14 protein-coding genes are annotated in these 15,400 nt (G+C 54.6%); all 14 read left to right on the top strand.

Annotated features, from left to right (window positions below):
- Position 1: 1 nt before the first annotated feature.
- The gene (locus J2S20_RS04100; protein WP_307253478.1) at positions 2 to 1,285 is read left to right on the top strand and encodes a TRAP transporter large permease; all 1,284 of its coding nucleotides are present in this window, start codon (positions 2 to 4) and stop codon (positions 1,283 to 1,285) included.
- A 63-nt stretch (positions 1,286 to 1,348) separates the two neighbouring features.
- A complete protein-coding gene (locus tag J2S20_RS04095) occupies positions 1,349 to 2,077 on the top strand; it encodes a GntR family transcriptional regulator (RefSeq protein ID WP_307253476.1) in 729 nt (242 codons plus the stop codon).
- A complete protein-coding gene (locus J2S20_RS04090) occupies positions 2,046 to 3,074 on the top strand; it encodes an alcohol dehydrogenase catalytic domain-containing protein (protein WP_307253473.1) in 1,029 nt (342 codons plus the stop codon). The genes J2S20_RS04095 and J2S20_RS04090 overlap by 32 nt, the downstream gene beginning before the upstream one ends.
- Positions 3,075 to 3,166: 92 nt before the next feature.
- Positions 3,167 to 4,249, top strand: coding sequence for a mannonate dehydratase (locus J2S20_RS04085; protein ID WP_307253470.1), 1,083 nt, complete (start codon positions 3,167 to 3,169; stop codon positions 4,247 to 4,249).
- 59 nt (positions 4,250 to 4,308) lie between these two features.
- Positions 4,309 to 5,922: a mannitol dehydrogenase family protein gene (locus J2S20_RS04080; RefSeq protein WP_307253468.1), complete on the top strand. Its 1,614-nt coding sequence runs from the start codon at positions 4,309 to 4,311 to the stop codon at positions 5,920 to 5,922.
- A gap of 113 nt (positions 5,923 to 6,035) precedes the next feature.
- Entirely contained in the window at positions 6,036 to 6,890 is an 855-nt protein-coding gene (locus J2S20_RS04075; RefSeq protein ID WP_307253466.1) for a patatin-like phospholipase family protein, read from the top strand.
- A gap of 92 nt (positions 6,891 to 6,982) precedes the next feature.
- Positions 6,983 to 7,852, top strand: a complete 870-nt coding sequence (locus J2S20_RS04070; RefSeq protein WP_307253464.1) for a nitroreductase family protein — start codon at positions 6,983 to 6,985, stop codon at positions 7,850 to 7,852.
- A gap of 508 nt (positions 7,853 to 8,360) precedes the next feature.
- Positions 8,361 to 8,963, top strand: coding sequence for a dTDP-4-dehydrorhamnose 3,5-epimerase (gene rfbC / locus J2S20_RS04065; RefSeq protein ID WP_307253460.1), 603 nt, complete (start codon positions 8,361 to 8,363; stop codon positions 8,961 to 8,963).
- Positions 8,964 to 9,034: 71 nt separating this feature from the next.
- Positions 9,035 to 10,423, top strand: a complete 1,389-nt coding sequence (locus tag J2S20_RS04060) for an MATE family efflux transporter (RefSeq protein ID WP_307253458.1) — start codon at positions 9,035 to 9,037, stop codon at positions 10,421 to 10,423.
- 182 nt (positions 10,424 to 10,605) lie between these two features.
- Positions 10,606 to 11,835 carry an ABC transporter substrate-binding protein gene (locus tag J2S20_RS04055; protein ID WP_307253457.1) on the top strand — a complete coding sequence of 410 codons (1,230 nt, stop codon included), beginning with the start codon at positions 10,606 to 10,608 and terminating at the stop codon, positions 11,833 to 11,835.
- A 78-nt stretch (positions 11,836 to 11,913) separates the two neighbouring features.
- Positions 11,914 to 12,810, top strand: coding sequence for a branched-chain amino acid ABC transporter permease (locus J2S20_RS04050; RefSeq protein WP_106611251.1), 897 nt, complete (start codon positions 11,914 to 11,916; stop codon positions 12,808 to 12,810).
- A 7-nt stretch (positions 12,811 to 12,817) separates the two neighbouring features.
- Positions 12,818 to 13,828: a branched-chain amino acid ABC transporter permease gene (locus J2S20_RS04045; RefSeq protein WP_307253453.1), complete on the top strand. Its 1,011-nt coding sequence runs from the start codon at positions 12,818 to 12,820 to the stop codon at positions 13,826 to 13,828.
- An 11-nt stretch (positions 13,829 to 13,839) separates the two neighbouring features.
- On the top strand, positions 13,840 to 14,625 hold the full coding sequence (locus J2S20_RS04040; protein WP_106611253.1) for an ABC transporter ATP-binding protein: 786 nt from the start codon (positions 13,840 to 13,842) through the stop codon (positions 14,623 to 14,625).
- A complete protein-coding gene (locus J2S20_RS04035; protein WP_330692749.1) occupies positions 14,604 to 15,320 on the top strand; it encodes an ABC transporter ATP-binding protein in 717 nt (238 codons plus the stop codon). The genes J2S20_RS04040 and J2S20_RS04035 overlap by 22 nt, the downstream gene beginning before the upstream one ends.
- Positions 15,321 to 15,400: the final 80 nt, after the last annotated feature.

The raw sequence follows: 15,400 nt of genomic DNA, 5'->3' as shown, positions 1-15,400 counted from the left end.
TATGGTATCGGTGCTGTTTATATCCTTTGTGATCTGTCTTGCCATCGGTATTCCGGTCGCATTCAGCCTTGGCGTGGCTTCCTGCATTTACTTTATCGGAGCGGGCATGCCGATCAATATGTTCGCGCAGAAATTCTTTGCGGGCATGGATTCTTTCACGCTGCTCTGCATTCCGGGCTTCACGCTTGCCGGGAACCTGATGAACCAAGGCGGCATCTCCGATAAGCTGCTGGATTTTGCTGAGACCTGTGTGGGGCACCTGCGCGGCGGTCTTGCCTATGCGAATGTGCTGGCCTCCATGGTATTCGCAGGTATTTCGGGAACTGCGCTCGCGGACACAGTGGCGCTCGGCGGAATCGAGATCCCGATGATGGTCAATCAGGGCTATGACGTGCCGTTCTCCGTGGCAGTAACGGCGGCGAGCTCCTGCATGGGGCCCATCATCCCGCCCTCTGTTCCCATGATTATTGCGGCCACCATGACCGGACTCTCTGTCTCCAGAATGTTCATGGCCGGCATTGTTCCGGGCATACTGATGGGCGGCGGCATGTGCTTTGTGTGCTGGTATGAGTCAAAGAAGCACAACTATCCGAAGCGCGACCGGAGAGCATCGATGCAGGAGATTATAAAGTCTGGAAGAGAAGCTTTCTGGGCGATACTCATGACCTTTATCATCCTCTTTGGTATTATGGGTGGAGTGATGACGCCGACCGAAGCCTCGATTGTGTGTGTGGCATACGGAACCATCGTCAGCTTCTTTATCTATAAAAAGCTGAATCTGAAGAGCTTCTATGCCTGCCTGAAGCAGACTCTCTCGAGTGCGGCAGCAATTATGGGGCTGGTGGCCTTTGCAAATGTGTTTGCGTACATTCTGACGAAGGAACGCATTCCGAATATGATCGCGGACGGCCTCCTGAGAATTACGACCAATAAGTTCCTGATTCTGCTGCTGATCAATCTCTTCCTGGTATTTGTCGGAATGTTTATGGAGACGATCGCGGCGCTGCTCATTCTGTTCCCGGTGCTTCTGCAGGTGGCAACCTCTGTGGGTGTGGATCCGGTGCAGTTTGGTCTCATTGTGGTCATGAACCTGGTGCTTGGTCTCTGCACGCCTCCGGTCGGGGTGTGTCTCTTTGCGGCGACTGCGATAGGAGGAAATAAGCTGTCAGAGAATGTGAAGGCGCTCGTGCCCTTCCTGATATCCAATTTCACAGTACTGGCGCTGGTCACCTATGTTCCGGCAATTTCCATCGGAGTTGCGAATCTGATTATGGGCGGGCACTGAGCGGAGAGCGAAGCGTTCTCACAGTGATATCAGATTATAATTTTGTTTTAGAAAGACAGAAAAATGAATTTAATTTGTGAGCCGAGACGAGAGGGAGAAACCGCCAGAGAATACGCCTATTCCATGCTGCGGGAGAATATCGCGAACCTGAATCTGGAGCCGGGCTGCACGCTGAACGACACCAATATTGCGGCGCAGCTCGGTATCAGCCGCACGCCGGTGCGCGAGGCGATCAATCAGCTGAAGGGCGAGTCGGAGATCATCGAGATATATCCGCAGCGCGGCATGAAGGTAGCGCTGATCGACATCAACATTATCCGCAATGTGCGCCTCATGCGCATGGTGCTGGAAAAGGAGATGATACGGCGCTGCTGTGATATTGCCTGCGAGGAGGATATACTCTGGATGGAGGAAAATGTTGCACTCCAGCATTTCTATCACAGACAGAAGAAGATGCAGCAGGCCGTGGAGGTAGATAATCAGCTGCACAGGAAGTTTTATGAGCTGGCAGGCTTTGATTATGTCTATCGTAGCACCAGAGGGCCGATGATTCACTACGACAGAGTGCGGGTGCTGGAATCCTTTTATGACACCTATCTGGATTCGATCCGGGATCATTCCAGTATGATATGCGCCGTCAGGGAGAGAAATCCGGCGGAGGCCTGCCGGCTGATGGAGCAGCATCTGGATCGATGGCTTGTGAATGAACGGAGACTGAGAGCGGAATATCCGCACTATTTTAAGAAAGAAGGAATGGGGCATGAAGGCAGTCAGAATTATGCGGCCGGGTGAGCTTAGGGTTGTTGACGAGACAAAGCCGGTACTGGACGGGGAGAATAATGTTCTGATACGCATGACCGCCGCCGGGATCTGCGGCTCTGACGTCGGGATATATCACGGAACCAACGCGGCAGCGACCTATCCGCGCATCATCGGTCATGAGATCGTAGGTATGGTGGAGGAGACCGGCGCGGGCGTGACTGCGGTGCATAAGGGAGACCGTGTGATTGTGGATCAGGTGACCGCCTGCGGGCACTGCTACGCCTGCCGCAAGGGACGTCCGAATGTGTGCGGAAACCTGAAGGTACGCGGCGTGCATATTGACGGCGGCTATCGCCAGTGGATTGCAGTTCCGGAGGATAAGTGCTATCTGCTGCCCGACAGCATCTCGGACACGGATGCCATCATGATCGAACCGACCACGATTGCCATTCAGAGCTGCTCCAGAGCAGAGCTTTCCGAGGAGGATACGCTGCTGCTGATCGGTGTCGGAGCGCTGGGCTCCTCTATCTTAAAAATTGCGCGTCTGCACTGCAAAAATATCATAGTGGCGGATGTCGTAGAGGAGAAGCTTGATGAGGCGCTGGAGCGCGGCGCACGGTGGAAGGTGAATATCGCGAGGGAGGATCTGGAGGCAAAGGTCAGAGAGTACACGGATGGCTATGGAGCGACCGTGACGATCGACGCTGCCTGCACAAAGGATTCTCTGATGAATGCGCTGAAGTGCACGGGCAATGCGGGCCGCGTGGTCACGATGGGCTTTTCGGTTGCAGATACGGTGGTGAATCAGTTTGTGATCACCTCGAAGGAGCTGGATGTACGGGGATCCCGCCTTCAGAATAGAAAATTTGGCGAGGCGATAGAGCTTTTAAAGTCCGGACAGATTGATCTGAACGGTGCAGTGTCTCATACCTTCAAGCTGACCGACGCGCAGAAGGCCTTCGATTTTATTGACAGCAGAGACCCCAGTATCCGTAAAATAGCCCTGACCTTTGAGGATCTGGACTGAGGACATCCAAAATTCGGGAGAGAGCCGACTGTCAGGAAAAGGGTGAGACAGGAAGCGGATGAGGTAAAATTAAGATAAGGAGCTGAAAAGCTATGAAAATGACATTTCGCTGGTACGGCGCAGACAGTGACAACGTTTCCTTAAAGCAGATCAGGCAGATTGCCGGTATGTCCGGTGTCATGGGTCTGCTGGATTATAAGGCGGCGGGAGAAGTCTGGACGCTTGAAGAGTGCAGAAAATACGTAGACGAGATCCATGCGGCGGGACTTGAGTGTGAGGTGATTGAGTCCGTGAATGTCCACGAAGACATCAAGATGGGGCTGCCGACCCGGGATCAGTATATTGCTAATTACTGCGAGACGATCCGAAACCTTGCGGCGGTCGGTGTAAAGGTGATCATCTATAACTTTATGCCGGTGCTCGACTGGCTGCGGACAGATCTGGCCCGCGAGATTCCGGAGGATGGCTCGAACAGCCTCTATTTTGATGAGGCGGAGCTCGGAAGCATGACGCCGCTGGAAATCGTGAGGAAGACCGCGGAGAGCTCCAATGGATTTTCACTTCCGGGTTGGGAGCCGGAGCGCCTTGCGGAGCTTGAGAAGACACTGAAGCAGTATGAGAAGATCACCCCGGAGATTCTGCTCCAGAACTACAAGTATTTTCTGGATGGCATCATGCCGACCTGCGAGGAGTGCAGCGTGAAGATGGCCTGCCATCCTGACGATCCGGCATGGCCGATCTTTGGACTGCCGCGCATTGCGCACAGTCAGGAGGGCTTTGATAAAATCGTTGCGCTCCATGATTCCCCCTGTAATACCGTATGCCTCTGCACCGGATCCCTGGGCTCGAATCCGGAGAATGATATTCCGGCGGTAATCCGTCACTTTGGTGAGATGAACCGGATCGGCTGCCTGCATGTGCGGAATGTAAAGTATCTGGGATATCATAAGTTCCGCGAGGCGGCACACTATTCCGCGTCCGGAGATCTGGATATGTATGCCATTATGAAGGCAGTCTATGATACCTGTCCGGACACCTATATTCGCCCGGATCACGGCAGAATGATATGGGACGAGGTCGGGAGACCGGGATATGGCCTCTATGACAGAGCGCTGGGGGCGGAGTATCTGCTCGGTCTCTGGGAGGCAATCGTGCGGGAGAATGAGCATCAGTAAGCGCGGAATCACGCGAGGCGGGATTGCACGGCGCGATCTGGAAAAGTGAGGATAATGCAATGAAGCTAAGTCTTGAATCCTTAAGAACACAGAAAGCAGACTGGGAGGCGGCCGGAGTGCGGCTTCCCTCCTATGACCTGTGTGTGGTGGCGGAGGAGACAAAGAAGTCTCCGCTGTGGGTACATTTTGGCATCGGGAATATTTTCCGCATCTTCATCGGCGGGATTGCAGATCAGCTCCTGGAAAAAGGAGCGTCTAAGAAGGGCATCACCTGTGTGGAGAGCTTTGATTTTGATGTGGTCGATAAGATCTATGATCCATACGACAATCTGGCGCTTGGCGTCACGCTGAAGGCGGACGGCAGCACGGAAAAGCAGGTGATCGGCTCGCTCACGGAGGCTATACGGGCAAGGTCACAGGATCCGGAGAGCTGGGGACGCCTTAAAGCAATCTTCCGGAATCCGGAGCTGCAGCTCTGCTCCTTTACTATCACGGAGAAGGGCTATGCGCTGAAAAATGCGGCGGGGGAGTTTTTCCCCTTTGTGCAGGCGGATATTGACCATGGTCCGGAGAAGCCGGGGAGTGCCATGGCGATCGTCACTGCGCTCCTGTATGAGAGATTTCAGGCGGGGCAGTATCCGCTTGCGGTGGTCTCCATGGACAACTGCAGCCACAACGGGGAGAAGCTCATGAGCGCTGTGCTTACCATGGCGGAGAGCTGGAAGCAAAAAGGTTTTGTTTCGCAGAGCTTTGTGGACTATCTGAAGGATGAGGCGCGGGTTGCCTTCCCCTGGTCCATGATTGATAAGATCACACCCCGTCCGGCGGAGTCAGTGGAGCAGGAGCTGGAGCGGCTCGGAATCGAGGGGATGACTCCGGTCATTACTTCAAAGAACACATACATTGCCCCCTTTGTGAATGCGGAGGGGCCGCAGTATCTGGTTGTGGAGGACAAGTTCCCGAACGGACGCCCCGCGTTTGAACAGGCAGGCGTCTACATGACGGATCGGGATACAGTAAACAAGGTAGAGCGGATGAAGGTTACGACCTGTCTGAATCCGCTGCACACGGCGCTGGCGGTCTATGGCTGTGTGCTGGGCTACACCCTGATCGCAGATGAGATGAAGGACAGGGAACTGAAGGAGCTGGTGCGGAGAATAGGCCCGGTGGAGGGAATGCCGGTGGTGACGGATCCCGGCATACTGTCACCGGAACGCTTTGTGGATGAGGTCATTCATGTCCGTATACCGAACCCGTTTATGCCGGATACGCCGCAGCGCATCGCAACGGATACGAGTCAGAAGGTCGGGATACGCTACGGTGAGACGATCAGGAGTTATGTGGAGAGATATGGGGACGCGGGCAGGCTTCAGGCGATCCCGTTGGCCATTGCGGGCTGGCTCCGCTATCTGATCGGCGTGGACGATGAAGGACAAGCTTTTGAGCGCTCCCCGGATCCAATGCTTTCGGAGCTCACGGAGCAGCTTAAGGGGATAGAGCTCGGAAAGCCGGAGAGTGTCGGAGATAAGCTGAGGCCGATTCTTTCCAATGCGAATATTTTCGGCTCCGATCTCTATGCCGCCGGAATCGGTGAGCGGATCGAGGCGCTGTTTGCGGAGGAGCTGGCAGGACCGGGCGCCGTGAGAGCAACATTAAAAAAATATTTGAACTAAATAAAAAGTGTTACAATAACAGGGATCGGTGCTTTGCCGGTCCCTGTTTTGGTATGCAGCCGGGCAGAAAGCTTTTGCTGCCGGAGGATTGTGGAAGCGCTCAGTGTGGAGGCATGAATTTGAAGCGAGGTCTGGTAATGGAGGGCGGCGGAATGCGCGGCATGTTTACCGCCGGTGTGATTGATGTGTTGATGGAGCATGGGATTGTCTTTGACGGAGGGATCGGTACTTCCGCAGGCGCTGCCTTTGGCTGCAACTACAAGTCGAAGCAGCCGGGCCGAGTGATTCGCTACAATACGGAGTTCTGTGACGATCCGCGCTACGGGGGGCTGCATTCTCTGCTGACGACAGGTGATCTGTACAGCAGAGATTTTGCCTATGAGACAGTGCCTTTTGAGCTCTATCCTTTCGATTCGGAGACCTTCCGCAGAAATCCGATGGAGTTCTATGTGGTGTGTACGGATGTGCTGACCGGTCGTCCCTTCTATAAGAAGTGCGAAAACGGGGACAGGCATGATGTGGAGTACATGAGAGCTTCTGCGTCCATGCCGCTGGTATCAAGGGTTGTTGAGGTGGATGGATACAGGCTTTTGGACGGCGGTATTTCTGATTCTATTCCGCTGCGCAAGTTTATCTCCCTTGGATATGATAAAAATGTTGTCATTCTGACACAGCCCGCGGATTACCGAAAGAAGCCTAGTCGCATGGCTGCGCTGTTCTCGCTGGCCTTGCGAAACTATCCGGCGGTGGTCTTCGCCATGCGTGCCAGACATTTGAACTACAATCAGAATGTAGCGTACGTGCGCACGGAGGAGGCAAAGGGGAGGGCCTTTGTCATTCAGCCGGAGGCAGCGCTCCACATAAGCCGTGCTTGTCGGGATGCAGGAGAGCTGATGCGCGTCTATGAGCTCGGCCGAGGCGCAGCGCTCCGGAGGATGGTGGAGCTGAAAAGGTTTCTGGAGGAATGACACAGATTTCATTTCCTTTTTCTCTTCCAAGCGGTATACTTTAATCAGAGAACAGTAAGTTTATTCAAAAGTGTAAAATCAGGAGGATAATGATGAAATACGAGGAACTTATTGAACGCAGACAGTCGATACGCTCCTTTTATGAAAAAGAACTGAGCACAGAGCAGATCAAAGAAATCACAGAGTACTGTGAGAAGGCGAAGAAGCTCTGTCCGGAGATCTCGCTCGCAGTGGAGTTCTGCGCGGAAGGAGCCGGAGCGAGAATGGAGGGAGTTGTGGGTTATCGCGGGAACGCCTTTTTTGCTCCGATGTACCTGGTTCTGCTCTCTGAGGAGCAGGAGGGCTACCTGGAGAATGCAGGCTTTCTTGCGGAGGGCATTTCCCTGAAACTCACGGATATGGGACTGGACAGCTGCTGGCTTACAGTCGATAACAGCGACGCGGTGAAGAAGGCATTGCTGCTGGACTCAAAGCTTACCGTGGCGGCGGTGCTGGCCTGCGGCTATGGAGTTGAAGAGAAAGCGGCGCAGAGAATTGATATTGTGACCCCGGCAGATGTGAAGTTTGAAAAGCGTGAGGGACACATTGCCCCGAAGATTTCTCAGGGAGAGATGGTCTATGAGGGGCAGTGGGGCGTGAGTCCGGAATGGAAGGAGGGGCAGTTCGATCCTTACCTTGACAAGGCTCTCTATGCGGCGACGCTGGCGCCGAGTTTCCTGAATCGGCAGACCTATCGCTATATCATCCGGGACAGGGAGCTGATTCTCTGTGAGAAGGAAGAGGATATGGTCTCTGAGGAGGACAGAAAGCTCGGACTGGGCGCGACAATGTATAATTTTCATGTTGTGTATTCTCACTATAATGCGGCCGGGTACGGATGGGTTCTGGGAGAACCAGAGATCGCCGGAGATCTGCAGCTTGCAGAGGGCTATCAGGCAGTGGCCTCTCATCGCCTGTGGTAAGCAGTAATGAGCTGTAATATATAAGGCGCGGGTAATGTTGGGAAAAAGGATATGAATGTCGGGGGCAGCTGCTTATGCGCTGCCCCCGCTGAATATAAGTGAGACAAGTGTAGTAGTCTAAGAAAGTCTGTGCCCCGCTCTGCCCGCGCGACAATATGCACAAGGCTTAGAAGCTCTTAACCTGTCTGAGGGCGCGTTGGACGAGCGGCGAGGACTGTTTGAGTGAAGCGAGTCCCACAGCTGCCGTCCTGTGTTTCGCGCACGAAGAGAGGTGTTAGAGCTTCTTGCTGCGGAATCGTCGCGCGGCAGAGTGCGGCTGCGCAGACGTTACTTGAGCTTACTACCGCCTTGCATTTTGCATATAAGGAGAAGAGTTCGCATTTTCTGCCGTAAAATTGTTTCTTGGGACGCGGCCTGTATCCAGGCGCCCAGCCATTTTCTCCGCACTTTGACGGCGGTGGTACAAGCGACTATAATAAACTACGCAAAACAACAGCAGGAGGAAGCTATGGGACAGATCAAGGTCAGCAGATGCCCGATTGAGGGACTTTATGTGATTGAACCGACCGTCCACGGAGACGCGCGCGGCTACTTTATGGAGACTTATAATCAGAAGGATATGCACGAGGCCGGGTTGGATATGGTATTCGTGCAGGACAACCAGAGCTGCTCTGCAAAAGGTGTGCTGCGCGGTCTGCATTATCAGAAGCAGTATCCGCAGGGAAAGCTGGTTCGGGCGATCCGGGGAGCAGTGTTTGATGTCGCAGTGGATCTGCGGGCGAACAGCAGAACCTTTGGTCAGTGGTACGGCGTGGAGCTCACAGAGGAGAACAAAAAGCAGTTCTATATCTCAGAGGGCTTTGCGCACGGTTTCCTTGTGCTGAGCGATGTTGCGGAATTCTGTTATAAGGTCACGGACTTCTGGCACCAGGGAGATGAGGGAGGTCTTGCATGGAATGATCCGGAGATCGGCATTCAGTGGCCTGGGCTTGTGGGAGAGTATGCGGGAAGCGCAGCTGCTGCGGGCTACGCGCTCGCGGACGGCACAAAGCTCAATCTGAGTGAGAAGGATGAGCGCTGGCTCACCCTGAAGGACAGCTGGAAGTTTTAAGTATTGCATGAAACAGCGCTGCATTGATGCACGGATATCGGGGCGTGGAGCAGCGGAGAACGGGGGGAGAGATGGCAAAGCGACAGGCTATTACACAGGAGGAGCGCTATGAGCAGATGATGCACGAGCCGGTGCAGACGCTCATTCCCCGCTTTGCCATTCCATCTATTGTCTCCATGCTGATCTCTGCTGTCTACAGCATGGCGGACACCTTTTTTGTCTCTCAGATCGGGACCTCCGCCTCAGCGGCGGTGGGCATTATTTTTTCTCTGATGGCTATCTTTCAGGCGGTCGCTTTTACGATAGGCATGGGCAGCGGAAATATGATCGCACGCTTTCTGGGACAGCAGGATGTGGAGACGGCGGAGCGCTACGCGGCGCTGGGTTATTTTACGGAGCTCATTGTTGGCACGGTGCTGGGACTGCTCGGTCTTCTGAACATCGAAAAGCTCGTGTATATGCTCGGCTCTACCAGAACCATCGCACCCTACGCCATAGATTATGTGCGCTATATTCTGCTCGGTACTCCGTTTCTGATGTGTTCCTTCGGCATCAATAATATGCTCCGATTTCAGGGGAATTCCTTCTATGCCATGATCGGTATCGGCTTTGGCGGCGTGCTGAATATAATCCTCGATCCGGTTCTGATCTTTGGCCTTCATATGGGGATCTCCGGGGCGGCGGTAGCTACTGCGGTGAGTCAGATTATTTCTTTTGTAATCCTGAGCTGTCAGTGCAATATGATGCCGGCCTGTCTCCCGATACGGTTTCGGAACTTCAGACCGACACGGAGAATGTACAGAGATATCCTGCATATCGGTTTTCCGAGTCTCGCACGGCAGGGGATCTCTAGTGTTTCCAGCATCATCATGAACTTCGCGGCGCATCCTTATGGGGATGCCGCAATTGCCGCGATTGCCATTGTGATGCGGGTCGCTATGTTCATTAACTCGACGATCATCGGATTCGGACAGGGCTTTCAGCCGGTCTGCGGATACAATTACGGGGCGCGGAACTATAAGCGCGTCGCGGAGGCTTATTACTTCAGTCTGCGCGTCTGCTTCATGATACTTTTGAGTTTTGCCGTGCTGGCCTTTGCTTTTGCAGAACCCATCGTGACCGTGTTCCGTCGGGAGGATGCGGAGGTGATACGCATCGGGACTCTGGCGCTGCGGCTTCAGGCACTCACGATTCCGCTCTCGGCGCAGATCACCATGGCCAATATGTTCTCGCAGACGACAGGCTACGGGCTGAAGGCAACGCTGGTTGCCTCGCTCAGACAGGGAATCTGTCTGATTCCGGTGCTGCTTATACTGCCCCGGGCAATCGGGCTTCTGGGACTGCAGGCGGCGCAGCCGATCAGCGACAGCTTCGCTGCGGTGATTGCATTCTTTGTCACGCGGAGTATATTGAGGGAGCTGAAGCGGAAGCAGGCCGCACAGGAGGCAGGACTTGTCTGAGGAGGCAGAAACGGGATTTCAGGATGAAGCGCAGGATAAAACAAGGGAAATGACGGAAAAACAGATGGATTTTTCTGCATTTCCCTCCTCTTTTATGTAAATATTGTGGTGCTCTGAAAGAAAAAAAGCTAAAATACATATAGTTATCTCTCAACACAGAGTCTGAAAACGGAGGACAGATTATGAAGAAGTATATGAGAGCATGTATATCAGTGATGCTTACCGGCGTTCTGGCAGCGGGACTTATGGGCTGCGGCGCGAAAGGAGCAGGAACGCAGGCTGCGGCGGAGGGGACGGAAGCTCCGGCATCTGAAGCAGCGCAGGACACTGTGGATACAGCCGCCGCGGTCACGGCAAAGCAGTCGGAGCTTCACATCGGGATGGTGAATCCGCTTTCCGGCGACAATGCGCTCTACGGACTCAGCGAGGAGCGCGGCATGACGCTCGCATTTGAGGAGATCAATGCGGCGGGTGGCGTGAATGGAGCAAAGCTTGTGCTGGACGAGTACGACGATCAGGGAGATCCGCAGAATGCGGCAAAGGGCGCGCAGAAGTACGCAGATGATGACAGCATACTCGCGATGCTGGGCTCCAGCCTCACCTCCTGCACACTCGCGATTGTTCCGATCATTGACGATGCGGGACTTGTGGAGTGCGTGGTTTCCTCCAGTTCCCCCTCGCTCGCGAAGAGCAGTGATTATTTCTTCCGCATGGCGGTGCAGGATGCGCAGGTCGGACCGCAGATGGCGAAGGCGGCGCTGAGCCGGCAGCACAAAAAGTTTGATGTGCTGTATACAAACAATGATTTTGGAAAGAATCTGTCTCAGAACCTGATTGCCTATGTGGAAGCAAACGGCGGCGAGATCATCAACAGCATTGAGTACAATCCTGCGGATCAGGACTTTACCGCAATGCTTACTACTGTGAAGAACGATGCGCCCGAGGCAGTGGCACTCTGTGGCACAGTCACGGACTGCTCGCTCATCATCAAGCAGATGAAGAATCTCGGTATTGAGAGCTTTATTATCGGCCACACCTCCCTCTACAGTCAGAAAGCACTGGAAATCGCGGGAGATGCGATGGAGGGTGCCTCCTGTGTGAGCGTATATATTTCTACCAATCCGGCTGCGCGTGTGCAGGAATTTGTGCAGAAGTTTGAGGAGAAGTACGGACAGACCCCGGACAGCTTTGCAGCGATGGCCTACGATGCGGCCTATGTACTGGCAGAAGCGGCAGACCACGCGATGCGTGCAGACGACGGTGAGGTGACCCGGGAAGGCATGAAGGCGGGCATGGAAGCCACGAATCATGAGGGAGTCACGGGAACGGTTGTTTTTACCGAGGACAATGAGTGGGAGCGCGATTATCTGACGCTCACAGTAAAGGACGGTGCCTTTACGCTGGCGGAGTAAGCAGAAGAGAGGCGCTGGCGGTCGGCGGAAACAGAGTGCGGGGCTGCTGGCCCGGAAAGTCGGTGCGGAGGCAGGATTATGGCGGTACTGATACAACAGATTATCAACGGACTTGCGGCAGGGGGAATCTATGCGCTGATAGCGATTGGCTGGACGACGGTGTTTGGGATAGTCGGCATCATCAACTGGACACACGGCGAGGTCTATATGATTGGCGCGTATACAGGTTACTTTCTGACCGCCTGCGCAGGTCTGTCTCTGCTGCCGGCACTGCTCATCTCGATGGTTGCGGGGGCTGCGGCTGCTGTGCTGCTGGATCAGTTTGGCTATGTGCCGCTGCGGAAGAAGGGAGCACTTGTGAAGTCCGGTTTTATCACTGCGCTCGGGCTTTCGACGCTGGTGCGCTACTCGGCAAATGCTGCATTTACCGCAGATCCGAGAGTATATCCGCAGCTCATGGAGTATCGGCTCATCACACTGTTTTGCATGGGGGGAAATGAGATCACCGTGAGCTCCATTCATCTGAAGATCCTTCTGGGCTCGCTTATTATTATGGCGGTGCTCCAGTGTTTTTTCACAAGGACTCTGATCGGAAAGGCGATGATGGCGGGCTCGCAGGATATGAAGACGCTTGCACTGATGGGCGCAGATGCAGAGCGTCTCATAAAGATTACCTTTGCGCTCAGCGGCGCGCTGGGGGCGGCCGCAGGATTTTTCATGGGGACGCTCTACACGATATTTCCGACGATGGGCGCGTTGGCCGGCCTGAAGGGCTGGGCCTGTGCAATTCTCGGCGGTATTGGAAGCATTACCGGCTCGCTGATTGGTGGGATTCTGATCGGTGTCGCGGAAAATCTGACCTCCGGTCTCCTCTCCCCGGGCTACAAGGATGCCGTCAGCTTTGCTATCATGATTCTAGTTCTGCTGATACGCCCGACGGGACTCATGGGTTATAAGTTTGAGGAAAAGGTCTGAGGTCGCCATGCAGAGAACAGAAAAAAAGACAGAGTGGTTATTCGGCCTGAGCGGTCGGGAGACATTTCTCGGCTCTCTTCTGCTGGTGCTGGTGTTCTGCTTTGCAGATATGCTGATCCCGGGCAGAGATATCATCCCAAATTATGTCAAGTACATAGTCGCAGACAGCCTGATCTACGCGATTGCGAGTCTCGGAATCAACTTTTATTCCGGTTATCTCGGGGAGACCTCGCTGGGACATGCGGCTTTCTATGGGATCGGGGCCTATGTGACGGGATATCTTACGGTGCACGCAGGTCTCGACTTCTGGCTCACGGTCCCGCTGGGCATGTGCGCGGCGGCGCTCGCGGCGGTTCCGGTGGCGTTCGCTGGGCGGCGCGTCAGGGGCTCCTTCATGGTTGTGATCACCTATGCCTTCTGTGAGATCATCCGCTATGCCGTGATTAACTCCGCTGCGCTGGGCGGCACCTCGGGTATTGCCGGAATTCAGGCGCCGAAGATCTTCGGCGTGAAGATCACAAAGCTTCCTTTTCTGCCTTCCAATAAGGACGGATATATCCTGATTCTCTATGCGATTGTTGCAGCACTTGCCTTCTTCAGCTGGCGCTTTGTGCACTCCCGGGGAGGCTACGCGGTCGCAGCCATACGGGAGGATGAGATCGCTGCAGAGGCGATGGGAATTGATGTCAGGGCATATAAGCTGAAGGCGATTGTGATGTCGGCGGTGGTGTGCAGTGTGGCGGGAAGCTTCTACGCAGTCTTCTCCAATCTGGTGGATCCGACACTCCTCAGTGCGACGCTCTCCATCAATATTTTTACCATGCTGGTGATCGGCGGCAGGAGGAGCATAAAGGGAGCAATCCTCGGCGCCTTTATCGCTGTGATTCTGCCGGAGCTTCTGCGCTCTGTTCAGGGGGTTCTGGGGCTTGCCTTCGATCCATGGTACATACTCTACGGGCTGATGCTGGTGCTGATCATGCGCTTTCGGCCTGAGGGACTGTTTGGAGTGCGGGAGTAGGGGAGGTCGTTATGCTGCTGGAAACAAAAAAACTTACAAAGACCTTCGGCGGAATTGTGGCCAATTCCAATATTGATTTTCACATCGATGAGGGAGAGATTGTCGCAATCATCGGTCCGAACGGCTCCGGAAAGACCACCTTCTACAATCTGCTGACCGGTATCACAAAGAGCAGTGCGGGAGAGATCTTCTTTGAGGGCAGAAATATCACAGGATTCAGGCCGGATCGCATCACACAGCTTGGCATATGCCGGAGCTTTCAGAATATCCGTCTCTTCGGGAACATGACGGTTCGCGAGAATCTGATTGTCGCACGGCATTGCCGCGGCTCGGCCGGGATCCTGGCTGCGCTGCTTGGGACAGCAAAGAAGAAGAGAGAGGATGCAGAAAATGCCGTCGTCACGGAGCGGCTTTTGGAGTATGTGGGGCTCTTAGATAAGGCGGAGTGGCGGGCCGGGAACCTGCCCTACGGGATGCAGCGCAGGCTTGAGATTGCGCGGGCGCTCGCCACGGAACCAAAGCTCCTTCTGCTGGATGAGCCTGCCGCCGGGATGAATCCGAATGAGAAAGAAAAGCTGCTTCAGCTGATACGGAAGCTCTCCCGGGATGGCTATTCTGTCATTCTGATCGAGCACGCCATGCAGGTGGTTATGAATGTGGCGGAGCGCGTGGTGGTGTTTGATCACGGAGAGAAGATCGCGGATGGGACACCCGCAGAAGTGAGAAACAATCCGCTTGTGGTGGACGCCTATCTCGGAAAAGGGGGAGCGCGTGAATGGAGCAGCTGCTCAATATAGAAAAGCTTCAGGTATATTACGGCGCGATTCATGCGCTGCGCGGCATCAGCCTCCACGTCAATGAGGGAGAGATTGTCTCGCTGATCGGTGCAAACGGTGCGGGGAAGACTACGCTTATGTCTGCGATTATGCGGCAGATTCCGATCGCGGGAGGGAGTATCTCCTTCTGCGGCGAGGCGCTTGAAGAAAAGCAGACGGCTCAGATCGTGCGGAGCGGGATGACGCTGGTGCCGGAGGGGAGACATGTCTTTCCACGGAGCTCTGTGGAGGACAATCTTCTGCTGGGAGCGTATTTTCGCAGGGACAAGGCGGCTGTGCGCGAGGATATGGCGCGGGCATACGAGACCTTCCCGAGACTGAAGGAGCGAAGGCGTCAGCTGGCCGGGACGCTCTCGGGAGGAGAGCAGCAGATGCTTGCAACAGCCCGGGCGCTGATGAGCCGTCCGAAGATGCTGCTGCTGGATGAACCGTCTATGGGACTTGCGCCTGTCATTGTGGATCAGGTTTTTGAGACTATAGAGAAGATCAATCGCGATGGGACGACGGTGCTTCTGGTTGAACAGAATGCAAATCAGGCGCTTCGCATTGCGCAGCGCGGCTACTGCATGGAGCTCGGGGAGGTCGTGCTGGAGGATACAGCTGCGGGACTTCTGAGCAATTGCCGGGTGAAGGAGGCCTATCTCGGCGGAGCGTGACCGCTGGGAAATTTCCCAGTAAGTAAGGAACAAAACAATGGACAAATAGCAGCGGCGGCATGAACATTTTGTTCATGCCG

Origin of the sequence: Moryella indoligenes, from assembly GCF_030812885.1 — a bacterium.
Taxonomy (GTDB): Bacteria; Bacillota; Clostridia; order Lachnospirales; family Lachnospiraceae; genus Moryella; species Moryella indoligenes.
Note: the sequence above shows the minus strand (reverse complement) of the source record. Positions and strands in the feature narration are given on the sequence as shown.